Raw genomic sequence first — 22,143 nt, 5'->3', positions numbered from 1 at the left:
ACAGGTCCCGCGGCTCGAACAGAAAGGCGGGCCCGTGCGCATTCTCGGTATCAACGCGGTTTTCCATGACCCTGCCGCCGCCCTGATCGTGGACGGCGAAATCGTCGCGGCCGCCGAAGAAGAGCGGTTCACGCGCCGCAAGCACGGTAAGCGACCGGTGCCGTTCTCCGCGTGGGAGCTGCCCGAGCAAGCGGCCGCCTGGTGCCTGGAGCGAGCGGGATTGCGTCCCGATCAGCTCGACGCGGTGGGCTACTCCTACGACCCGGGACTGGTCGACCATTCGCTCGGCGGTCTCGACCGAAGCAGCGAGCAGACCCGGACGGACTACGCTTCCCGAGCGCCCGCGTTCCTCGCGGCCGCGTTGCCCGGCCTCGATCCCGCGATCGTGCGCTTCGTGCGACACCACCTGGCGCATGCCGCGTCCGCGGCGCTCGCGGCCCCCTCGGGCGACTGCGCGGTCCTGGTGGCCGATGGGCGCGGCGAGAGCCAGTCCTATCTCGCCGGAGAATACCGCGACGGCAAGTTCGTGGAGTTGGCCTCGCAGCGGCTGCCGCACTCGCTGGGACTGCTGTACGAAGACCTCACCGCACACCTCGGATTCACCAGGTCGAGTGACGAATACAAGGTGATGGCGCTGGCCTCCTACGGCACGCCCCGATTCCTCGACCGGTTCCGGGAACTGGTGTATTCCACCGGTGACGGTGGTTTTCGCACCGAGCCCGTGGAATGGGCGAGCTTCGCTCCCGCCGTGACCGGTGGTGAGATCGGCCGGGATCATGCCGATCTCGCCGCGAGTGTCCAGCGACGACTCGAGGACGTGCTGCTGGAGCTGACCTCCTGGCTGCATCGTCAGACCGGGCAGCGGACCCTCACGCTGGCCGGTGGCACAGCGCTGAACTGCGTGGCCAACAGCCGACTGCACGCCGAAGGCCCCTACGAGCAGATCTGGGTGCAGCCGGCCGCGGGTGACGCGGGCACCGCGCTGGGTGCCGCGCTGCAATTGGCGGCCGAGTTCGGAGAGCGCGCCGCCCCGATGCGCGGGGCCGATCTCGGCCGCGAGTGGACCGACGCGGAACTGGAAGATGTGCTGCGCACGGCGAAGGTCGGGTACACGAAGTCCGAGGACGTCGCGGCCGACGTGGCGCAAGCCCTCGCGCAGGACCGGGTGGTGGCCTGGTTCCAGGGCCGGGCGGAATTCGGCCCGCGCGCACTCGGGCATCGCTCGCTGCTCGCGCACCCCGGCCGGCCGGAGAATCTCGAACGCCTCAACGACGTGAAGGGGCGCGAACAGTTCCGGCCGCTCGCCCCGATGGTGCTGGCCGACCGGGCGCCGGAGATCTTCGCCCGCGGGCCGTTGCCGAGCCCGTACATGCTGTTCGTCCACGATGTCACCCCGGCATGGCGAGCCCGCATTCCCGCGGTGACGCATGTGGACGGCACCGCGCGGGTGCAGACGGTCGATCCCGCGGACAACCCGGTTCTGTCGAGGATGCTGGCGGAGTTCGACCGGCGCACCGGCCTGCCCGTGGTGGTCAACACGAGCCTGAACACCGCGGGCAGGCCGATGGTCGATTCGCCCCGCGACGCCCTCGAATGCTTCGGTTCCGCCCCGATCGATCTGCTCGCCCTCGGCCCGTTCCTGGTGCGCCGCTCATGAACGACCATCGAGTGGACTACAGCATCGTCATTCCGACCATGGGCCGGGAAAGCCTTCGATCGCTGCTCGAGACGCTCGACAACGCGGTGGGTCCGAAGCCACGAGAGATCATCGTGGTCGATGATCGGCCTGCCGGCGGGCCGCTGCCGCTGCGCGATACCGTGCCGCCGGTGCGGGTCGTCCGCTCGGGCGGCCGCGGACCCGCCGCGGCGAGAAACGTGGGCTGGCAGCACGCCACGGGCGCGTGGATCGCCTTCCTGGACGACGATGTGCTCACCGCGCCGGATTGGCCTGCCCGCCTGGCCGGCGACCTGCACGGTCTCGACGAGACAACGGCGGCCTCCACCGCCCGGATCGAGGTGCCGCTGCCGAGGCACCGCAGGCCGACCGACGAGGAACGCGCGACCGCCCGCCTGGCCACCGCGCGGTGGATCACCGCGGACATGGCCTATCGCCGCTGCGCGCTGGTCGCGGTCGGCGGCTTCGACGAACGGTTCCCCAGGGCCTTCCGCGAAGACGCCGACCTGGCGCTTCGCGTCTGTCTCGCGGGTTACGTCATCGCGCCGGGCCGGCGGCTGACCCGCCACCCGCTGCGCGGCGGGTCGGGGCCCTTGGCCAGTGTGCGAGCGCAACGCGGGAACGCCGACAACGCGTTGCTGCGGCGAAAGTACGGCGCTCGGTGGCGGCAGCGCATCGGCGAAGACACCGGGCTGCTCCCCCGCCACGCCCTCACCACGACCGCGGGTGCGGCGGCGGTGGCGCTCGGCGTCGCGGGCCGGAAACGTTCCGCCCTCGCGTTCGCAGCGCTGTGGACGGCGCTGACCGGCGAATTCGCCACGCGCCGAATCCTGCCCGGGCCCCGCACGCCCGCCGAGATCGGCCGAATGGCACTGAGCAGTGCGCTGATTCCGCCCGCCGCGTGCTGGCACCGGCTGCGCGGTGAGTGGCGCCACCGCGAAGCGACCCACGCGTCGCCGCTGGCGCTGCTGTTCGACCGGGACGACACCCTCATCATCGATGTGCCCTACCTCACCGATCCCACCCGGGTGCAGCCGGTGCCGGGAGCCGTCGACGCGCTGCGGCGGGTGCGCGAGGCGGGCATCCAACTCGGCGTCGTGAGCAACCAGTCCGGCGTCGCGCGTGGCTTGATCAGCCCGCGACAGCTGGCCGCGGTGAACTCCCGGGTCGAGGAACTGCTCGGACCGTTCGCGACATGGCAGGTGTGCGTGCACGGCGAAAGCGACGGCTGCCCGTGCCGCAAACCGCAGCCCGGCCTGGTTCGACGGGCCGCGGCGGAACTCGGCGTCGACGTCGGAAGGTGCGTGCTCATCGGGGACACCGGCGCCGATGTCAGCGCGGCGATGTCGGCGGGCGCCCGCGCGATTCTGGTGCCGACGGCCAGGACTCGCCCCGAAGAGGTGCGTCGCGCGCATCGCGAAGCGATCGTGGCGCGAGACCTGCCCGAAGCCGTACGACTGGCGATGGCCGGTGTGCCGTGACCGGCCGGGCGCTGGTGGCGCGCATGGACAGTCTCGGCGACGTGCTGCTGGCCGGGCCGTGTGTGCGCGCGGTGGCGGCGCACGCCGATTCGGTGACGCTGTTGACCGGGCCGCGCGGCCGTCGCGCCGGTGACCTCCTGCCCGGAGTGCAACAGGTTCTGTCCTGGTGCGCGCCGTGGATCGATCCCGAGCCGCCCCCGGTCGCATCGGCGGACGTCACCGCGTTCGTCGACCGCATCCGCGCGCTGGACGTCGATCTCGCGCTGATCCTCACGTCCTTTCACCAGTCGCCACTACCGCTGGCGCTGCTGCTCAGGATGGCCGGTGTTCCGTGGATCGGCGCGATCTCCGACGACTACCCCGGATCGTTGCTCGACCTGCGCCATCGCGTCGAGGGCGATCGGCCCGAAGCGGAACGCGCGCTTTCGCTCGCCGAGGCAGCCGGTTTTCGGCTGCCCCCCGGTGATGACGGAAAACTCGCCCTTCGGCAGCCGTTGCCGGACGTGGGCGGCCTTGCCGGCGCACCGGGCTACGTGGTGGTGCATCCCGCCGCGTCGGTACCGGCGCGGCAGCCGTCCTCGTCCCGATCGGCGGCCATCGTCGCCGCACTGACCGGCGCCGGGCACCGGGTGATCGTGACCGGCGCCCCCGACGACCGCGCACTCACCGACGCTGTCGCGGGCAGCCACGCCCTCGACCTCGGCGGAGCCACCACGCTGGCCGAACTCGCCGCCGTACTCCGCGGCGCGAGCGTGGTGGTGGCGCCCAACACCGGCCCGGCGCATCTCGCCGCGGCCGTGGGGACACCCGTGGTCTCCCTGTTCGCGCCGGTCGTGCCCGCCGAGCGCTGGGCGCCCTACGGCGTGCCGGTGGCCATGCTCGGTGACCAGAGGGCGCCGTGCCGGGGCAGCAGGGCCCGCGAGTGCCCGGTCGTGGGCCACCCGTGCCTCGACTCGATCACCCCGGAACAGGTCGTCATGGTGGCGGAAGAACTCGGCGCAGGCCGGCGGGAGCGGCTGTGGACAGGAGGTGTGCGGTGATCGAGGAACATTTCGCGGCTTTGCGCACGGCACTGGAGCGCACCAGTCGCTTCGCACCGAGCATCCGCAGATGGGGGCGGGAACTGGCGGTGGTGCTGGACAACGGCGGCAGATTGCTCGCCTGCGGCAACGGCGGCAGCGCAGCCGAAGCCCAGCACCTGACCGGGGAACTGGTCGGCCGCTTCCGCCACGAGCGCCGCCCGCTCTCGGCGATCGCCCTGCACGCCGACACTTCGGCGAGCACCGCGATCGTGAACGACTACGGCGAGATCGAGCTGTTCGCGCGTCAGGTCCGCGCGCACGGCAGGCCCGGCGATGTCCTGGTCCTGCTGTCCACCAGTGGCACCAGCCCGAACGTCGTGGCCGCCGCGAAGGCGGCGCACGACATCGGCGTCACCACGTGGGCTATGACCGGGCCCGCGCCGAATCCGCTCGCGGCGCTGTGCGACGAGGCGGTGTCCGTGGACGCGCCCAGCACCGCCACCGTGCAAGAAGTGCATCTGGTCCTGGTGCACGCCCTGTGCGCGGCGCTCGACGACGCGCTGGGAGTGCCCACGTGAAGCCGCTGGTCGTGGTCGGCGACACCATCCTCGACGTCGACATCGAGGGCGCCGCCGACCGGTTGTCGCCCGAAGCGCCCGTGCCCGTGGTGGACGTGCGGCGCCAGTGGGTGCGCCCGGGCGGCGCCGGTCTGGCCGCCGCGCTGGCCGCCAGGTCGGTCGCCGAGGTCTCGCTCGTCACGGCGACCGCCGACGATCGGGACGGCCGCACCCTAGCCCGTTTGCTCGACCGGGACGTGCAGGTCGTTCCGATGCTGCTGCGCGGCGAGACGGTACGCAAGACCCGCATCCGCGCCGCCGGGCAGTCGTTGCTGCGGCTGGACACCGGCGACGGCACGGCGGACGGCGGTTCGGTGAGCGCTTCGGTCACCGAGACACTGCGGGCGGCCGGCGCGATCCTGGTGGCGGACTACGGCCGGGGCGTCGCCGCCCATCCGCAGCTCCGGTGCCTGCTGACCGAGCTGGCCCGCTCCGTTCCGGTGGTGTGGGATCCACACCCGCGCGGCCCGGCGCCCACGCCGGGTGTGTCGCTGGTCTCGCCCAACCTGAAAGAGGCGCGACAGTTCGCACCGGGATACGTGGAACCCGACGAGTTGGCGAAAGTGCTTCGTGACGAGTGGGCCGCGGATTCCGTCGCGGTCACCACCGGGCCGGGCGGGGCGGTGCTCGCCAATGGGAAACGGCTCACCAGGGTGCCCGTGCCCGCCGAAGTACGGATCGCCGGACACGTCCGTTCCGACACGTGCGGCGCGGGCGACCGCTTCGCGTCGGCCGCGACCGCCGCGCTTTTCGACGGCTGCACGGTGGCCGACGCCGTGTCCCACGCGGTGGACGCGGCGGCCAGGTTCGTCGCGGCGGGCGGCGCGGCCACGCTGTCCACCTGCGACAGCGCCGCCGCCGCGCAGGTCGCGCCGGAGGGCCGATCGGCGTTCGAGGTGGCGGCCGGGATCAAGGCGCGCGGCGGCAGACTGATCGCCACCGGCGGCTGTTTCGATCTGCTGCACCCCGGTCATGTGGCCCTGTTGCGCCAGGCCCGCGCCATGGGCGACGCGTTGGTGGTCTGCCTCAACTCCGATGCGTCGGTGCGGCGGCTGAAAGGGCCGCGCCGTCCGATCGTCACCGCCGAGGACCGCGCCCGGTTGCTCACCGCACTCGCCTCGGTGGACGCCGTCGTCGAGTTCGACGAATCCACACCGAGCGCGCTACTGGACCGTCTACGCCCCGATGTGTGGGTGAAGGGTGGCGACTACTCCGGCGCGCACCTGCCCGAGGCCGAGGTCGTTCGCGGTTACGGCGGCGAGATCGCGCTGGTCCCCATGGTTCCCGGTTACTCGACCTCACAGCTCGTCGCCGCGGCCGAGGGCCGTGGCTGACCCGAGAACGAAGGAGCGCGATGCGAACCCTCGGCAATATCTTGATCACCGGTGGCGCTTCCGGGCTCGGCGCGGCGGTGACCGCCGCGGTCCGCGAGCACGGCGGCCGTCCCTTCGTGATCGACCGGGTGGAGCCCGATACACCCGTCGACTTCGTCGCCGCCGACCTCGCCGACAGCGCCGCCGCCGAACGAGCCGTGCGCGAACTCGTCGAGCGCGCGGGCGGACGCGTCGACGGCGTGTTCACCGCCGCGGGAACCGACGCCTGCGGCCCGCTGGACAAGGTGCCCACCGCGAAGTGGGAGCAGGTGGTCCGGGTCAACCTCTTCGGCACGGCCGCCGTGGTGCGTGCTGCCCTTCCCGCCCTGCGAAAGAGCAAGGGCACGGTGGTGACCTGTGCTTCCACGCTGGGCATCAAGGCGGTCGGCGACGCGACCGCCTACTGCGCCTCGAAATTCGGCGTCGTCGGATTCACCCGGGCGCTCGCCGCCGAGACCGCGGGCAGCGTCGGGGTGACGCTGCTGATCCCGGGCGGCATGCACACCGCGTTCTTCGACGACCGCGACGAGCAGTACAAGCCGCCGCCCGACGCGAAGCTCAACCAACCCGAGGACGTCGCCAACGCGGTGGTCTTCGCGCTGCGCCAGCCGCCGGGCTGCGAGGTCCGGGAAATGGTCGTGTGCGCGTCGGAAGAGGGATCGTGGCCTTGACCGGCTCGATCCTCGTGCTGCGCGCACTCGGGCTCGGTGACCTGCTCACCATCGTGCCCGCGTTGCGCGGGCTGCGCGGCGCCCACCCGGACGCCCGCGTGGTGCTCGCCGCGCCGGACGCGCTGCACGACCTGGTCGGCCTCATCGACGCGGTCGACGAACTGCTGCCGACGCCGGGATTGGGTGCGCTGCGATGGCAGGGCGCACCGCCGAGATGGGCGGTCAACTTGCACGGCAGTGGGCCGGAGAGCATCCGTGATCTGCTCGCGCAGCGTCCGCGGGCACTGCTGACCCATCGCCATCCGGATTTCCCCGAACTGCCCGGCCTCGACTGGCGCGACGACCTGCACGAGGTGGATCGCTGGTGCAGGCTGCTCGAGCACGGAGGGATCGCCGCCGATCCGGCCGACTTGCTGCTCCCCGAGCCACCACGGCCCGCCCCCGAATCGGGCGTGGTGGTGATCCATCCCGGCGCGGCTCATCCCGCACGCCGCTGGCCCTCGGAACGCTTCGCCCGCGTGGCACGGGAATTCGACGCCGACGGCCATCGAGTGGTGATCACCGGTACGGGCGGCGAGATCGCGTTGGCTCGGGCGGTCGCCGAGAAGGCGGGCCTGCCGCCTTCCTCGGTGTACGCGGGACGCACCGACCTGGCCGAACTCGCCGCGCTGGTGGCCGCCGCGGCACTGGTCGTGTGCGGCGACACCGGCGTCGGGCATCTCGCCACCGCCTTCGGCACACCGTCCGTGCTGCTGTTCGGCCCCACGCCGCCGCACCGATGGGGGCCGCCCGCCGCCGCGCGACACCACGTAGCGCTGTGGGCCGGGGCCGTCGGCGATCCGCATGCCGACTATCCGGACCCCGGCCTGCTCATGGTGCGACCCGAGCAGGTGCTCACGGCCGCGGCCGGGTTGCTCGGGGAGAAGGTGCGCCATGGGTAGTCGCGTCGGTGTTGTCGGCGCCGGTTATGTGGGGCTCACCAGCGCCGCGTGTTTCGCCCACCTGGGACACCACGTGATCTGTGTCGACAACGACGAGTCCAAGATCGAGGCCCTTCGCGCGGGTACCGTCCCGATCGTCGAACCCGGCTTGCCGGAACTGGTCCGGGAGGGGCTTTCGGAGAACCGGCTCGTCTTCACATCGGACCCGAAGGCCCTGCACGAGTGCGAAGTGGTGCTGCTGTGCCTTCCGACACCCATGGGCGCGGGTGGGACGGCAGATCTGGGTGTGCTCGAGGACGCGCTGCACAGCCTGTCCACCATCCTGCCGCCGGACTGCGTGCTCGTCACCAAGTCCACCGTTCCGGTGGGGACCGCGGCGCGCATCCCCGGCCTGTTCGGTCTCGCCGGCGGCGCGGTCGTCAGCAATCCGGAATTCCTCCGGGAGGGCCACGCGGTGGACGACTTCCTGCGGCCCGACCGCGTCGTCGTCGGCGCGGCCGAGCAGGATCGGGAGCCGGCCGACCGTGTCGCGGCGCTGTACGCCGGAACGGGCGCGCCGGTGCTGCGGTCGGACTCGGCCAGCGCGGAACTCGCCAAGTACGCCAGCAACGCCTTCCTCGCGGTGAAACTCTCGTTCGTGAACACCTTGGCGCACCTGTGCGAACGGCTCGGCGCCGACATCACCAAGGTGACCGACGCGATGGGAATGGACGATCGGATCGGTCCGGCCTTTCTCGCGCCCGGCCCCGGCTGGGGCGGCTCGTGTCTGCCCAAGGACACGCGCGCGCTCTTGCGGGCCGCGGAGGCGGCGGGGGTCGACTTCGCCGTGCTCCGCGCCGCACTGCGCGCCAACGATCAGCAGCACGCGATGGTGCTGCGCAAGATCCGCCGCGCGGCCACCGGTGCGGTCGACGGCTCCCTGACGGGAACGCGGATCGGCGTGCTCGGTCTCGCGTTCAAGGCCGGGACGGGGGACCTGCGGGAGTCCCCCGCCGTCGCGGTCGCGCGGCAACTTTCCCGGCACGACGCCACGGTCACCGCCTACGATCCGTGCGTCCCGGAGTCGGGCGCTCCCGGCCTCGATGGCATTCGAGTGGTGGACGACCCGTATCTGGTGGCGAAAGAAGCCGACGCGATCGCGATCCTCACCGAGTGGCCCGAGTTCCGTTCCCTCGACTGGGCGCGGATCGCGGCCGACGTCGAGCGGGCCGTGATCGTGGACACCCGGAACCTGCTCGACGAGCGCCTGCTGAGCGGCACCGGCTTCACGTTGCTGAGCACCGGCGCCGCCGCGCGGCACGTGCGGTCGTGATCGGCGGCTCACGCCGTAACGTCCGGGGTGGCGACCGATGGCGTGTGGTCGCGGCAGCCGAGATCTGTGGTTGTGCTGCCGAGTGGGTGGTAGTGCGTTGGCCGATCGACTTTTGCGCGAAGGGAGCACTTCGGCTCGGGGACTTCCAGAAGGAGGAGCGCTATGGACGCATTGACTTTCTTACGCACTGATCACGAAAGCGTGCTCGGGATGCTCGAGTCCCTCGAGCGCGGGCGAGGCAGCGGCGAGGCGGAAGTGCGCGCCCGCGGCAACATGGTGACCACGCTCGTGATCGCGGAATCGCAGCACGAGGCTATCGAGGAGCAATTCTTCTGGCCCGAGGTCCGGCGGACCGTGCCGGACGGCAACGACCTCGCCGAGCAGGCGATCATCCAGGAGAGCGAAGCGAAGCGATTGCTGCAGCGGTTGAAGAATTCCGAGCCGGGCAGCGAGGTCTTCGAGCAGGCGCTGACCCAGTTCATTCCGGCGGCTCGCGCGCACATCGAGTTCGAGCAGTCCCAGGTGTGGCCGCGCTTCGCGGACGCGATACCACCCGAGAAGTCGAACGAACTGGGCGAGAAGATGGCCAAGGCCAAGGCCATGGCCCCGACCAGACCGCATCCCAGCACGCCGCCGATCCCCGGCGCGTTGAAAACGGTGGGCTTGGTGGCCGCGGTCGTGGACAAGGTCCGCGACCTGATCACCGGCAGGCGCTCCCACTATCCGCCGACCTCGCCGAAAGGCTGACGGCGCGGTCGCCGACGGCGGTCCCACTACGAAGCGACGGCGCGGCCAGGCCGCGCCGTCGCTCGGAAACTTCACACGAACCGCGGAATCGGTCCGGGTGGCAGCAGCTTCGTGCCGCCGAACCTCGTTAGCCCTTGATCAGTTCGGGGGCGGTGGTCTCGGGCTCGTCGGCTGCTTCCGGCGCTTCCGGGGCGGCGGCCCGGCTCGGCAGCAGCACTGCCATGACGATCACGATCAGCGCCAGAACCGCCGAGACGAGGAACGCCAGGCGCATGCCGTCGAGGGTGGCGGTGACGATGTCGGCGCCCTCGGCGGAAAGCGTGGTGGCGCGCGCCGACATCACCGTCACGACCAGGGCGGTGCCGAACGCGGCCGCCACTTGCTGCAGGGTGCCCAGCATTGAGCTGCCGTGCGAGTACAGCTGGTGCGGCAGCGCGCCGAGGCCGAGGGTGAAGACCGGCGTGAAGGCCGCGGCCAGCGACACCATCAGCAGGATGTGCAGCGCCAGCAGCTGCCAGTACGGCATGGTCATCGAGATCTGGGTGAACCCGGCCAGCGACGCCGCGATCCCCACCGAACCCGGGATCACCAGCCAGCGACCACCGAACCGGTCGAACAGCCGCCCCACGGTCGGGCCGAGCAGGCCCATCGCCAAGCCGCCGGGCATCACCAGCAAGCCGGTGGCCAAGGGGCTCAGGCCGCGCAGGTTCTGCAGGTACAGCGGCAGCAGGATCATCGAGCCGAGCATCGCCATGAACGCCACCGACATCAGGATCAGCGCCTTGGTGTAGGTGCCCGACAGCAGGACCCGCAGATCCAGCAGCGGAGTGCCGGTGCGCTGCAGGCTCAGCTGGCGCAACGCGAAGGCGGCGATCAGCGCCGCGCCCACGCCCACGATCAGCGCCGGGCCCGCGAGGTGGCCGCTCTCGAACCGGCTGAGCCCGAAGACCAGGCCACCGAATCCGAGCGCCGCCAGCGCCACACTGGTCACGTCGATCTGTCCGGACTGCGGTTCACCGACGTTCTCCAGCTGACGCAGGCCCAGCCAGGTGATCACGCCCGCGATCGGCAGGACCAGCACGAAAAGCCAACGCCACGAGGCGATCTGCAGCACCGCGCCGGAGATCACCGGACCCATCGCGGGCGCCACCGAAATGGCCAAGGTGACATTGCCCATCACCCTGCCGCGGTCGCGCTCGGGCACCACCGTCATCAGCGTGGTCATCAGCAGCGGCATCATCACCGCCGTGCCGCCGGCCTGGATGATCCGTCCGACCAGCAGCACCGCGAAGGAGGGCGCGACCGCGGACAGCGCGGTACCGGCCAGGAACACTCCCATCGCCGCCGTGTACGCCGTCCGGGTCGAGACGCGCTGCAGGAACCAGCCGGTGGTCGGGATGACCGCCGCCATCGTCAGCATGAACGCCGTCGACACCCATTGCGCCGCACGGTCGGTGATGGACAGATCCTCCATCAGCCGCGGGATGGCGTTGATCATGATGGTCTCGTTCAAGATCACCACGAAGGTCGCGAGGACCAGCACCCGGATGACGGTCGGTGTCCGCCCTCCCGAGGCGGGAGCGGATGGTTCGGCGGACATCGGTTACCTCCGGAGTGTGGGTGGTCGACAGGAACATGTGGCCCGTTGCCCAGTGATCGATTCGCGTCCCGGCGCCACAGTGGTAGAGACGCCGTCAACTCCTCGAACTCATCGGGCGCGGGCCAGTATTCCGGTCGGCACCGACACGAATCACTCGATTTTCCCACCGGCCGACCACACGGTGTGGTAGCAAACCACTGGTCAGAACCGGTACTCACAGGTCGCCGACCGTTAATCGTGAGCCTGGTCACCCCGGGTGCACAGCGTCGCCGCGGCGGCTATTTCGACTACACCAGTTGTCGAGCCGGGTTGGCGTCGGGAGCCACGCCGTCGTGGGCCACCATCGTCTCCTGACGGCCGAGGGCGGGGCCGCCGGGCAGCAGTCCGACGATCGGCCACGGCGCGGGTTCGGGCGTCGCGTGTTCGGCGTCCATGCCGAGCGCCTTCTGGGCGTCGGCGTCCTCGATGCCGTACCGGACACCGGTGTCCGCGATGTAGAACAGGCTGTCCTTGCGCTGGCTGTCGGGCTCGATACCGGTGGCCGGAATCCTTGCCGAGCCCGAGCCAACCATAAAGTTGCCGCCCGGCCCGGCGGTCGCGACGCGGAACGACAGCGCCCGCGCGGCCGGAAGAGCCGGGTGACCCGGGTGCACCAGTGCCCTCGGGCACACGTGGGCGAACTCCGGCGTGCGGCCGAGGGCGGCGCATTATGGTGAGGCGGTGCCGCTCGAACCAGGTGACCAGTTCGCTGGATTCGTCCTGCGCGCCCGGCTGGGTCACGGCGGCAGCAGCGAGGTGTATCTGGCCGAGGACCCGGAGACGTCGCGGCCGGTGTCACTGAAGATCCTGGGGCCGCAGGACAGTCGGTCACCCGAGGCCAGAGCCAGGTTCGTGCACGAGTTCGACATCTTGTCGGCGCTGCGGCACCCCGACATCGTGCGGATGTACCGGCATGGGGAAAGCGACGGCAGGCTGTGGTCGGCACACGAGTACGTGGCGGGTGCGACCGGCTCGACTTTGGTGCGTTCCGCGCACAAACCGCCGACTCTGCGACTGGTGTCGCACGTCTTGACCCATGTCGCAGCGGGATTGGATTTCGCGCACGCCAACGGCGTGGTCCATCTCGACGTGAAACCGGCGAACGTCCTCGTCGGCACGGACGAGCCCACGACGGTGAAGATCTCGGACTTCGACTCGGCCCGATGGCTGCACCGGCCCGAGCCCCCTTTGGCGACCGACGGTTTCGTGGTGGTCTCGGTGCCCTACGCCGCGCCGGAACTGCTCCGGGCGGGCACGGTGTCCCCCGCGACCGACCAATACGCGCTGGCCTGCTCGGCTGTCGAACTGCTCACCGGGCACACGCCGTTCGCCCGGGACAACCTCATGGCCACCGCGCAGGCCCAGTTGCACGACCCGCCGCCGAAGATCGCCGGACGCAGGCGCTGGATACCGCCGGAGGTGGACGCGATCCTGCACCGGTCCCTCGAAAAGGAGCCCGGCGCCCGCTACGACTCCTGCGCCGAACCCATTCGCCTGCTCACCGAGGCGCTTCAGGACATCGACCCCCGCCCGATCGCCCCCGTACTGAATCGCATGAAAGCGACGTTCGCCCGAGCGCCACTTGCGCATGCCGCCTTGAGCCGGATCGCAGGCAAGGGGTCCGGCTCGCGCGTCGAACGCTGAGGATCGGCCATCCGCCCGGCCGCGTGGGCCGGGGGCGGGCAGCAGCGACGGAGTGTGTGGACCCGCGCCGCCGCTGCGCAAGATGCGGCGGCAAGCCCGTTGCCCCGTACTCGCTGCGCGACCAGGGCGCTTGATTTGCTGGTTCGCTTGCAGGGAGCCGGTGCGGCAGTCACCCTGAAAAGATGCGGACCCGCGATATCGAAGTCGGGTGCACCTATATGGTGCTGGTCCCGCAGCGTCTGCCGCGCGGTCGGTACCCCGACCGCGACCAGCCGGGTTCGCTAACCTGGGCTTGGTCGTGGCTGCGGGGCGGCCGGTTCCGGCTCACCGTCACCGAGGTCGACGACACCAGTGATCCGACCATTGTGGAAGGCCTGCGGATCACCGCGAACTCTCGCATCGCGGTGGTGCTGACCGCGGAGCAAGCCGGCGAGCTGGGCCTGCCGGTGGGCGTGTTCCGGGTGCGCGGGACCTTGTTCGACGGCGAGGACCGGCCGGTGCGCCTGCCCGAGGTGGAACCCATGCGGGTCCCCGCCCGCTGGTTGCGACCGGTCGAGCAACCGTGCTTCACCCACCGCGACATCGATTGCTTCCCCTACCTCTGAGCGGTCGCGGGGCCGATATCCGGAGGTCCGCACGTGTGGGGCGCCGTGCTCAGGCGTAAGTCGCGATCAAGCGTTCCGCCGTTGCCCAGAGTTCGGCTTCGCGCCGCCGGTCGTAGGACTCCTCCGAGGACCGGGTGACGCGGCCACGATCGACGTAGGAGCCGGTGGGGGCCGCGGTGACGCCGAGGACGACGTCCGCGAGATATCGCCCCGCCGCGGCGCGGCTGGTCGCGAACGGCGTGCCGGCCAGCAACGGCAGGATGCGGCGCATCGCGAAGCGGGAGACCGGCCCCGCGTCGCGGGCGAGGTCGGTGCCGGGGACGAACCCGGGGTTGAAGCCGATCGCGTCTATCCCGGCGGGCAGGCGACGGGCGTACTCGTGCACGAGGTAGATGGCGGCGAGCTTGCTCGTCGAGTACGCGGTGCGTCCGGCGGCGGTGCCGGCCGGCTTCGGGAACGCGCCGGGGCGGGCGAGCACGTCCGGGGACTGCCAGACCGGGCCGGGCACCATCCCCAAGTTGTGCCGGAAGTCGCCGAAATGGGTGTCGCTCACGGTGATCACGATCCGGGCCGGGGCGCGGAAACGATCCTCGAGCAGGCGGAGAAACAGATGGTTGGCGAGCACGTTGACGGCGAAGGTGGACTCCAACCCGTCGGGCCCCGCGGTGAGCGCGTTCGTGTACTGCGTTCCCGCGTTGCCGACGAAACCGTGCAGCGGGGGCAGGTCGCCGCTGTCGAGCCGGGTGCGGATCTCGTCCGCGGCCGATCGCACGCTGTCCAGCGCGCCCAGGTCCACCGCGACGTGCGAGACCCGGCGCCCATTCCCGCCCAGCTCCGCCGCCAGCCGTGCCCCGGTGGCCCCGCGAGCGGCGACCACGAGATGCGCCTTGCCCGCCTCGCGAACGATGTGCTCCGCCGCCACCCGGCCGATCCCGCGACTCGCCCCGGTCATCACAATGGTCGACGGCATGGCGTCCTCCTGCACTCGTATGTGGCACGCCCGGTCGGGCAGTCTCGACTTTCGTCGCGCGCGCCCGGCGCAACCAGTGCCGCGGCGGTCACTAGGACCGGCAGTACCCAGGCTGGTCCGGCCCGCAGCGGCGAGAATGAACGGGTGGCTGTGGCAGCAACCTCCGGCTCCGAGTTCGGCGCGCTCCTGCGCGGCTGGCGCGATCGTCTGTCGCCCGCGGACGCGGGCTTGGTCGTGACCGCGGGCCGCCGCGCCCCGGGCCTGCGGCGGGAGGAACTCGCGCAACTGGCCGGGCTCTCGGTCGACTACATACTCCGCTTGGAGCAAGGACGCGCGCGCAACCCTTCGGCTCAGGTGGTGGGCGCCCTCGCCCGCGTCCTTCAGCTGTCCCGCGCCGAGCGCGACGAGCTGTATCGCGGCGCCGGGCTCCTGCCGCCCCGGGACGGGACGATCGGCACACATGTGCCCCCTGGTATCCAACGGCTCGTCTCGCGACTAGGGGACGTCCCGATCGGAGTCTTCACCGCCGACTGGACGCTGGTGTGGTGGAACGGCATGTGGAGCGCCCTGCACGGTGACCCCGCGCTGGTCCCGGCCGGCGAGCGGAATCTCGCGCATGCCGTCTTCGGCACCGGCCCGGCTCGCGCCGCGGTACGCCCGTTCCGGTCCGAGCGAGCGGAGGACGCCTTCGCGGCGTCCATCGTCGCCGATCTGAAGGACGCGGCAGCGCGCTATCCCGCCGACGACCGGCTCGATCGCCTCGTCCGGGAGCTTCGCACCACCTCCGCCGTCTTCGCCCGCCTGTGGGCGACGGCGACGGCGTCCCAGCACACCAGCGACCGGAAGACGATCCGGCATCCGGAGGTCGGCGAGATCACCCTCGACTGCGACGTGCTCGTCGTTCCCGGCGCGGATCTGCGCATGGTCACCTATACCGCGGCGGGCGCGAGCAGCGATGCGGGGAAGCTGGACCTTCTGCGGGTCACGGATGGGCGCACGGTCAGCACGCTTCCTTGAACTGCTGCGCGTCACCGAATGCGTTGCACCGCAGCAGGTCTCGGCACACGGAGCCGAGCCGGGCAGTCGGCCGATCCCACGACCCGGGTCAGTGCACGAGCTGATCGGCCCATGCCTGCGGCAAGGCCGCGCTCGACACGTCGGCGATTTCGTGCAACCGCTGCGCGGGAGTTCCCAAGCGGCTCAATTGGATCAGCCCCTGGGCCACCACCACGACCGTCGCGCTGAGGGCGGACAGCGCGGCTTCGTCGTCGTCTCCGGCATCGCGCATCGCGGGCCGCAGCCGGTCGGCGACGCCCTGCTCCATCGCCGTGGTCGTCCGGGCCCCGATGGCGGCGACTTCGGGGATCCGGGTGCCGAGATGGGCGATGCTGTTGATCATCAGGCAGCCGCGCCGATCCGGATGCGCGGCACAGTCTTCGATGATCGCCTGATAGAGCGCGCGCACCGCGGACCGCGCCGAGCCGCCCGTCGCGCCGACGGCCTCGCGAACCAGGCGCGCGCGGCCCTCGCAATAGCGTTCGAACGCCGCGAGGAAGAGGCCCCGCTTGCTGCCGTACGCGGCGTAGATACTCCCGTTCCCGATGCCGGTGGCGAGCGAGACGTCTTCCACCGAAGTGCTGTCGAACCCCTTCGACCAGAACAGCTCGGTCGCGGCGTCGAGCAGGTTCGATTCATCGAACTGGCGCGGCCGTCCCATGCGCTCACCGTACCAATCTACGTGCGAGGTATCCCACACCACTTGTTCTGGAGGCGTGCCTCCACAATAATGTGGCCATGTCTTCCAATTCCGCGGCCCGGCCTCGCAGGCGGGTGGGCGTCCTGGTGTTCGACGGCGTCAAAATGCTCGATTTCGTCGGGCCCGCGGAGGTGTTCGTCGAGGCGAACCAGTCGCTGGCGGGATACGAGGTGGTCATCGTCTCGGCCGACGGCAAAGACGCGCAGACCTCGATCGGCGCGCGAGTCGAGGTCGGTTGCGCGGCCGCCGACGCGGGCCGTTTCGACACGGTCGTGATCCCGGGTAGCGAACTCCCACCGTGGAAATTCGTCACTCCCGAGCTGTTGGCGGCCGCCCGCCGACTGTCCTGCAATACCCGGCGGCTGGCGTCCATTTGCAGCGGCGCGTTCGTCCTGGCCGAGTTGGGACTGTTCGACGGCAAACGCGCGACCACCCACTGGAAATTCGCGGCCGAGCTTGCGCGGCAGTACCCCTCGGTCGAGGTGGACCCGGACGCGATCTTCGTGCGGGAAGGCAATCTGTACAGCTCGGCCGGGGTCGCGGCGGGCGTCGATCTCGCGCTGGCGCTGGTCGAGGAGGATCACGGCGCGGACGTGGCGCGGCGGGTGGCGCAGTCGCTGGTGGTCTACATGCAGCGCGCGGGCGGCCAATCCCAGTTCTCCGCGTCGCTGAGCGGACCCGTGCCGCGCAGCCCGCTGGTCCGCGGCGTGGTGGACCTGATCTGCGCGGATCCGGCGTATCCGCACACGGTCCAGACCTTGGCCGCCCATGCGCGCGTGAGCGTGCGGCACCTGACCCGGCTGTTCCGCGCGGAACTGGAGCGCTCGCCCGCGGAATACGTCGCGTTCATCCGCTTCGGAATGGCCAGGGACATGCTGCATGCCGGATACAGCGTGACGGAGGCCGCCATGGCCGCGGGGTACGGCACCAGCGAGGCGTTACGCCGGGCTTTCGTCGCCCGGCTGGGCATCTCCCCACGCAAGTATCAGCAGCGCTTCCGGTCGACCCGGATCGATTTGCCGATGGAGCAGGCCGTGTCCTGATCGGAGGCTTTTGTGGCCCGTGGGGAGGGGCGCCGGGCAAGAGTTCCGGTCGAGACTGAGTCGGCCCCAGCGCCACCACTCCACGCTGGAGAAAGGAACCACCATGTCCGCCCCGGCAAGTCCGACCATCGTTCTTGTGCACGGCGCCTTCGCCGATGCCTCGAGCTGGTCGCCCGTCACCGAACGACTGCTCGACCAGGGCCATCGGGTCGCCGTACCCCCGGTGTCCAATCGCAGCCTGTCCGCGGACGCGGCCTACATCGAGTCGTTCGTACAACAGATCGACGGCCCGGTGCTGCTGGCCGGGCATTCCTACGGCGGGGCCGTCATCACCGAGGCGATCGCTCGAACGGCCTGAGCCCCACCACTTCCCCACCCCCGTACGAGAGAGGCATGATCATGTCAGGAAACCCGCTGGGCATCTCGCTCGAACCCGCGGCGCAGGAGTTCGTCGACGCGACCTCGCAACCGCCGTTCCTCTACCAGCTCCCACCCGAAGAAGGCCGCAAAGCGGTGGACGGCGTGCAGGACTCGCCGATCTTCAAGCCCGAGATCGACGAGGAGTGGATCACCGTCGAAGGCGGGCCGACCGGTTCGGTGCGGGTGCGGATCGTCAAACCGCAGGGCGCCACCGAAACGCTGCCGGTGATCGTCTACACCCACGGCGCGGGATGGGTTTTCGGCGACGCGCACACCCACGACCGCCTGGTACGCGATCTCGCCGTGGGCGCGCACGCCGCGGTGGTCTTCCCCGAATACGACCGGTCCCCGGACGTTCGCTACCCGGTCGCCAACGAGCAGTCCTACCGGGTGGCCCAGTGGGTCACCGCGGAGGGCGCGCAGAAGGGCCTGGACTCGTCCCGGATCGCCATCGCGGGTGACTCGGTCGGCGGCAACATGGCCATCGCGCTGACCCTGATGGCCAAGGAGCGCGGCGACGTCTCCTTCGTCCAGCAGGTGCTGTTCTACCCGGTGACCGACGCCAACTTCGACACCGGTTCCTACCAGCAGTTCGCCGAGGGATACTTCCTCACCCGCGAGGGCATGAAGTGGTTCTGGGATCAGTACACCACCAGCGCGCAGGAGCGCGCGCAGATCACCGCGTCGCCCCTGCGGGCGACCGTCGATCAGCTGGCCGGCCTGCCACCCGCGCTGGTCATCACGGCCGAGGCCGATGTGCTGCGGGACGAGGGCGAGGCTTTCGCGGGCAAATTGCGCGCCGCGGGCGTGCCGGTCACCCAGGTGCGCTACGGCGGCATCGTGCACGACTTCGTGATGGTGAACTCGCTGCACGACACGCAGGCGGCCAAAGGCGCGGTGGCGCAGGCTGTCGCCACGCTGCGGGCCGCCCTGCACTCCGCCTGAGGCACCGGACGATCGAATACGAAGGAAATCACACTCGTGAGCACCGATTCCACCAGTTCTCCCGCGCCGACCATCGTGCTGGTGCACGGGGCGTTCGCCGACTCGTCCAGTTGGAACGGAGTCATCGAACGCCTACGCGCACAAGGACATTCCGTGATTGCGGCCGCCAATCCGCTGCGCGGCCTCGATAGCGACGCCGCGTATGTGGCCTCGGTCCTGGATTCGGTCGAAGGGCCGTGCGTTCTGGTCGGCCATTCCTACGGCGGTAGCGTGATCACGGTCGCCGCCGAGGGGAAGTCCGAGGTCCGGGCACTCGTCTACATCGCCGCATTCATTCCCGACGAGGGCGAGAGCGCGCTGCAATTGACCGACAAGTTCCCCGGATCGACGCTCGGGCCGACAACCAGGCCCGCCGCCTACCCGTTGCCCGACGGCGGTACCGGCACCGAGCTCTATATCCGGCCGGAGGAATTCCACCAGCAGTTCGCCGCCGACGTTCCCGCCGCCACCGCCGAGCTGATGGCCGCGACACAGCGGCCGGTCGCCCTCGACGCCTTGCAGCAGCCGGCGACCGCCACCGCGTGGCGGACCATCCCGTCGTTCGCGCTGGTCACCAGTGCGGACAAGAACATCCCGGCGCAAGCGCAGCGGTTCATGGCAGAACGCGCGGGAGCCGTCACCGTCGAAGTGGCCGCCTCCCACGCGGTCTCGGTCTCCAGGCCGGACGTGGTCGGTGACCTGATCGTCCGGGCAGCCGCGGGCGAGTAGTACGGCCTCGCAGTCCCGCGCGGCGGGCTTTCCCTCCGCGCGGGGCTTCGTAGCGCACCGGATACGCGCGACCGGGCGCGATAGAGAAACTTCGCCCGCGCCCAAGGCAACGGTGATCCGCCTTCGGTCTCAGCAGGTGACGACGGCCGTGGCGAAACCGTCGAGCACCAGGACGGGGTCGGTGGTCGGCGTGGCTCGCAGACCGTTGGCTCCGACCTGTTCGAGACCCACGGGGGTGGAGGGGGCCGCGAGGGTGACCGACAGCGGAGCGTCGGACTTGTTGACCAGCAACAGTTTTCGTGCGCCGGACGCGGTGGCGAACGCTTGTACGTGCATCCGAGCGTCGGGGAAGGCGGTGGTGGTGGCGGCCAATTCGTCGCCGGGGGCGAAGTGCCGCAGCAGCAAGGCCAGCGCCTCGTAGCGCAAGTTCGCGGCGCCGGTCTCCCAGTCGATCAGCGACGTGCCGGGGATCATGCCCGGGTAGTCCATGAATTCGGCGATGCCGACCAGGTCGACGCCGAGCGCGACGAGTTCGGCCCAGAGATAGGACTGGACCGCGGCGCTGAGCGCCCAGTATTCCTCGGGAATCTCCGGATTCGGATTCATCACGTCAGCCGGATAGGTACCGACTTCGTTGATGAACGTCTTCGCGGCCGGGGCGAGCCTGCTCCGGATGCCCTCGATGAACCGCGCCTGCTCGAGGAATCCGTCGGCCCGCGCGAAGAAGATGTCACGCCAGTGCGCGTACGGCGCGTTGCCCTCCGGGCCGAACGGGTTGTGGATGTCGGGCGAGGCGTAGAAGTGATAGGAGAACGCGTCGACCGGGACGCCGGGCCGATGGTTGGCCGAATCGAGGAACTGCCAGTAGTACTCGGGCTGCCGGTGGACGTGGCTCAGCGACAAGCCGACGAACTTCATGTCGGGGTCCAGCGGACGAAGCCGTTCGACGATCGCGTCGTACAGCCTGGTGTAGTCCTCCGGTGTGATCCGGTGCCACAGATCGGGTTCGCACAGCACTTCCCAATACGCGAAGCGATAGTGGTGCCCCGACTCGTGGCGGCGGCCCAGTTCGTCGGTGAACCCGCCCGCGATGTACCAGCTGGCGACGCGGTAGAAGTAGTCGGCGACCTCGGTGAACGTGGGGTCGCGGAACTCGGTGCCGCGCTCGTAGTCCCAGTGGATCTCGTCCGGGTCCTCCGCCACGGCGACCGGCTCCTCGGTGCGGAACATCCAGGCCGGGATGGTCGCGAAGTTCGCGACCACCGGCCTGCCGCCCGTGGCGTCCATGAAGTCCTCGACCAGCGGATCGAGCAGCTCGAAGTTCCAGAACGTCTCACTCGCGGTGGGCGGGTGCAGCTCCGCGACCGCGATGCGCGGATGGGAGTACCAGGGCAGGAACCGAACGAGGTCGGCATCGAGCGCGCGGAGCGCTTCGAAGGCTTTGTCGTGGATCGGCGAGCTTCGGCGCAGTGGCGGCGCGGTCCACAAGTGCGTGGTCAGCGTGGTGCGCGAGACGCCGGTGATCGCGGACCAATCGACGTGGACCGAATTCAGGGGTGCGTTTGTCATGTCGTCTTTCTCTTCGCTCCGGGAGAGGGGAATCCGAGGGCCGGGAGCAGGGCTTCGTCGACAATCGCGGTCCGGACGCGCTCGTCGGGCCACTGCCCGGTGTCGATCTGATGCTTGATCACCAATGCCTCGCCGATATCACTGACTATCGGCGTGACGAGTGCGGCGTCGATTTCGCCGAGCCCCGCGTAGTGATCGAGCACGGTGCGGGTGAACCGGCCGCCGCGCAGGTCGAAGACATTGCGGTACAACGATTCGACCAGCTCGGGCCGCCGCTGCCGCTCGCTCAGGATCGCGGCCGTGGCCGAGCCGGTCGGGCCGGACAGCCATTCCGTCAACTGCTCCAGGGCGCGCAGCAGGTCCCCGCGCAGGTTGCCTCCCGCCGGAGAGGGCACTTCGACGGGGTACGCCTGGGCCAGCGCTTCGATCAGCAATTCCTCGACCGTCGTCCAGTGCCGATAGAGCGAGGTCTTGGCGACGCCTGCCCGCCGTGCGACTCCTTCCATCGCCAGCCGTCCCACGCCCGCTTCGGCGGCCTCGGCGATGACGGCCGCATGACAGTCGGCACGCAACTCGAGCTGGGTGCGGCGGCCCTTCTCGGAGGGTTTCATCGCGTTCACACGAGGAACATAGCTACAAATTCGTAGCTTTGCAACCGTAGCTACGATTTAGTAGCTTAATGTAGCCGGCCGTCGGCTCAGCGGACCGCTCCGACGGCGCGACCGATAATCCCCTCGAGCAGGATGTGGCTACGGAGCGGCCCTGACCGTCAGTCGCAGACGGCCCCGATCGAAGCCGAGCCCACCAGCTTCGTGTACTTGGCCAGGACGCCGCGGGTGTAGCGGGGCGGCAGGGGGTTTCCAACCGTCACGGCGGCGGGCGAGCTCGCCGGCGTCGACCAGCAGGTTCAGAGTGCCCGCGGCGACGTCGAGGCTTATGCGATCA

Annotated in this window: 22 protein-coding genes and 1 pseudogene; 16 read left to right on the top strand and 7 right to left on the bottom strand. The window is 70.3% G+C overall.

Annotated elements, in window-relative coordinates; all coding sequences use genetic code 11:
* Window positions 1-34 precede the first annotated feature (34 nt).
* The 9 genes from ON27_RS11855 to ON27_RS11815 all read left to right on the top strand — a co-directional run bounded on the left by ON27_RS11855 (window position 35) and on the right by ON27_RS11815 (window position 9,839).
* Window positions 35-1,657 (top strand): carbamoyltransferase family protein, encoded by a 1,623-nt coding sequence (locus ON27_RS11855; protein WP_043724439.1) that lies wholly within the window; start codon window positions 35-37, stop codon window positions 1,655-1,657.
* Window positions 1,654-3,156 (top strand): HAD-IIIA family hydrolase, encoded by a 1,503-nt coding sequence (locus tag ON27_RS11850; RefSeq protein WP_043724436.1) that lies wholly within the window; start codon window positions 1,654-1,656, stop codon window positions 3,154-3,156. Before ON27_RS11855 ends, ON27_RS11850 begins: the two co-directional genes overlap by 4 nt.
* Window positions 3,153-4,196: a glycosyltransferase family 9 protein gene (locus ON27_RS11845; protein WP_043724432.1), complete on the top strand. Its 1,044-nt coding sequence runs from the start codon at window positions 3,153-3,155 to the stop codon at window positions 4,194-4,196. Before ON27_RS11850 ends, ON27_RS11845 begins: the two co-directional genes overlap by 4 nt.
* Window positions 4,193-4,756 carry a D-sedoheptulose-7-phosphate isomerase gene (locus ON27_RS11840; RefSeq protein ID WP_043724429.1) on the top strand — a complete coding sequence of 188 codons (564 nt, stop codon included), beginning with the start codon at window positions 4,193-4,195 and terminating at the stop codon, window positions 4,754-4,756. Before ON27_RS11845 ends, ON27_RS11840 begins: the two co-directional genes overlap by 4 nt.
* Window positions 4,753-6,129: a D-glycero-beta-D-manno-heptose 1-phosphate adenylyltransferase gene (gene rfaE2 / locus ON27_RS11835; protein WP_043724427.1), complete on the top strand. Its 1,377-nt coding sequence runs from the start codon at window positions 4,753-4,755 to the stop codon at window positions 6,127-6,129. Before ON27_RS11840 ends, rfaE2 begins: the two co-directional genes overlap by 4 nt.
* Before the next feature lie 20 nt (window positions 6,130-6,149).
* On the top strand, window positions 6,150-6,839 hold the full coding sequence (locus ON27_RS11830; protein WP_043724424.1) for an SDR family oxidoreductase: 690 nt from the start codon (window positions 6,150-6,152) through the stop codon (window positions 6,837-6,839).
* Complete coding sequence (locus ON27_RS11825; RefSeq protein WP_245559918.1) at window positions 6,836-7,780, top strand: glycosyltransferase family 9 protein; 945 nt, start codon at window positions 6,836-6,838, stop codon at window positions 7,778-7,780. Before ON27_RS11830 ends, ON27_RS11825 begins: the two co-directional genes overlap by 4 nt.
* Window positions 7,773-9,092: a UDP-glucose dehydrogenase family protein gene (locus ON27_RS11820; RefSeq protein ID WP_051046457.1), complete on the top strand. Its 1,320-nt coding sequence runs from the start codon at window positions 7,773-7,775 to the stop codon at window positions 9,090-9,092. The genes ON27_RS11825 and ON27_RS11820 overlap by 8 nt, the downstream gene beginning before the upstream one ends.
* A 162-nt stretch (window positions 9,093-9,254) precedes the next feature.
* The gene (locus ON27_RS11815) at window positions 9,255-9,839 is read left to right on the top strand and encodes a hemerythrin domain-containing protein (RefSeq protein ID WP_043724419.1); all 585 of its coding nucleotides are present in this window, start codon (window positions 9,255-9,257) and stop codon (window positions 9,837-9,839) included.
* 127 nt (window positions 9,840-9,966) lie between these two features.
* On the opposite strand, the gene ON27_RS11810 is transcribed toward ON27_RS11815, so the two are convergent.
* Together ON27_RS11810 and ON27_RS11805 are read right to left on the bottom strand one after the other, a co-directional pair.
* Entirely contained in the window at window positions 9,967-11,439 is a 1,473-nt protein-coding gene (locus ON27_RS11810; protein WP_043724417.1) for an MDR family MFS transporter, read from the bottom strand.
* Between the two features lie 287 nt (window positions 11,440-11,726).
* Window positions 11,727-12,110 carry a type VII secretion protein EccB gene (locus ON27_RS11805; protein ID WP_245559917.1) on the bottom strand — a complete coding sequence of 128 codons (384 nt, stop codon included), beginning with the start codon at window positions 12,108-12,110 and terminating at the stop codon, window positions 11,727-11,729.
* Window positions 12,111-12,159: 49 nt separating this feature from the next.
* On the opposite strand from ON27_RS11805, the gene ON27_RS11800 reads away from it, so the two are divergent.
* Together ON27_RS11800 and ON27_RS11795 are read left to right on the top strand one after the other, a co-directional pair.
* On the top strand, window positions 12,160-13,122 hold the full coding sequence (locus tag ON27_RS11800) for a serine/threonine-protein kinase (protein ID WP_051046456.1): 963 nt from the start codon (window positions 12,160-12,162) through the stop codon (window positions 13,120-13,122).
* Between the two features lie 182 nt (window positions 13,123-13,304).
* On the top strand, window positions 13,305-13,727 hold the full coding sequence (locus ON27_RS11795) for a cupredoxin domain-containing protein (protein ID WP_043724411.1): 423 nt from the start codon (window positions 13,305-13,307) through the stop codon (window positions 13,725-13,727).
* A 49-nt stretch (window positions 13,728-13,776) separates the two neighbouring features.
* Here ON27_RS11795 and ON27_RS11790 read toward each other — a convergent pair whose 3' ends face one another.
* Window positions 13,777-14,697 carry an SDR family NAD(P)-dependent oxidoreductase gene (locus ON27_RS11790; RefSeq protein WP_043724477.1) on the bottom strand — a complete coding sequence of 307 codons (921 nt, stop codon included), beginning with the start codon at window positions 14,695-14,697 and terminating at the stop codon, window positions 13,777-13,779.
* Between the two features lie 144 nt (window positions 14,698-14,841).
* Between ON27_RS11790 and ON27_RS11785 the strand changes: the two genes are divergently transcribed.
* Window positions 14,842-15,714 (top strand): helix-turn-helix transcriptional regulator, encoded by an 873-nt coding sequence (locus ON27_RS11785; protein ID WP_245559916.1) that lies wholly within the window; start codon window positions 14,842-14,844, stop codon window positions 15,712-15,714.
* An 88-nt stretch (window positions 15,715-15,802) separates the two neighbouring features.
* Here ON27_RS11785 and ON27_RS11780 read toward each other — a convergent pair whose 3' ends face one another.
* Window positions 15,803-16,414: a TetR/AcrR family transcriptional regulator gene (locus ON27_RS11780; protein WP_083887517.1), complete on the bottom strand. Its 612-nt coding sequence runs from the start codon at window positions 16,412-16,414 to the stop codon at window positions 15,803-15,805.
* 77 nt (window positions 16,415-16,491) lie between these two features.
* On the opposite strand from ON27_RS11780, the gene ON27_RS11775 reads away from it, so the two are divergent.
* From ON27_RS11775 to ON27_RS11760, 4 genes are all read left to right on the top strand, one after another.
* Window positions 16,492-17,496: a GlxA family transcriptional regulator gene (locus ON27_RS11775; RefSeq protein WP_043724408.1), complete on the top strand. Its 1,005-nt coding sequence runs from the start codon at window positions 16,492-16,494 to the stop codon at window positions 17,494-17,496.
* 103 nt (window positions 17,497-17,599) lie between these two features.
* Entirely contained in the window at window positions 17,600-17,854 is a 255-nt protein-coding gene (locus tag ON27_RS11770; protein ID WP_157227164.1) for an alpha/beta fold hydrolase, read from the top strand.
* Between the two features lie 41 nt (window positions 17,855-17,895).
* Window positions 17,896-18,861 carry an alpha/beta hydrolase gene (locus ON27_RS11765; protein WP_043724467.1) on the top strand — a complete coding sequence of 322 codons (966 nt, stop codon included), beginning with the start codon at window positions 17,896-17,898 and terminating at the stop codon, window positions 18,859-18,861.
* A gap of 36 nt (window positions 18,862-18,897) precedes the next feature.
* Complete coding sequence (locus tag ON27_RS11760; protein WP_043724396.1) at window positions 18,898-19,629, top strand: alpha/beta fold hydrolase; 732 nt, start codon at window positions 18,898-18,900, stop codon at window positions 19,627-19,629.
* 129 nt (window positions 19,630-19,758) lie between these two features.
* On the opposite strand, the gene ON27_RS44700 is transcribed toward ON27_RS11760, so the two are convergent.
* The 3 genes and pseudogenes from ON27_RS44700 to ON27_RS42835 all read right to left on the bottom strand — a co-directional run.
* On the bottom strand, window positions 19,759-21,198 hold the full coding sequence (locus ON27_RS44700) for a hypothetical protein (RefSeq protein WP_043724395.1): 1,440 nt from the start codon (window positions 21,196-21,198) through the stop codon (window positions 19,759-19,761).
* On the bottom strand, window positions 21,195-21,809 hold the full coding sequence (locus ON27_RS11750; RefSeq protein WP_043724466.1) for a TetR/AcrR family transcriptional regulator: 615 nt from the start codon (window positions 21,807-21,809) through the stop codon (window positions 21,195-21,197). The genes ON27_RS44700 and ON27_RS11750 overlap by 4 nt, the downstream gene beginning before the upstream one ends.
* A gap of 158 nt (window positions 21,810-21,967) precedes the next feature.
* Window positions 21,968-22,143: pseudogene (locus ON27_RS42835) on the bottom strand (dihydroxy-acid dehydratase); the annotation flags it as partial.

This window comes from Nocardia asiatica NBRC 100129 (assembly GCF_000308415.1).
Lineage (GTDB): Bacteria > Actinomycetota > Actinomycetes > Mycobacteriales > Mycobacteriaceae > Nocardia > Nocardia asiatica.
This window is presented reverse-complemented; position numbering and strand designations above follow the sequence as displayed.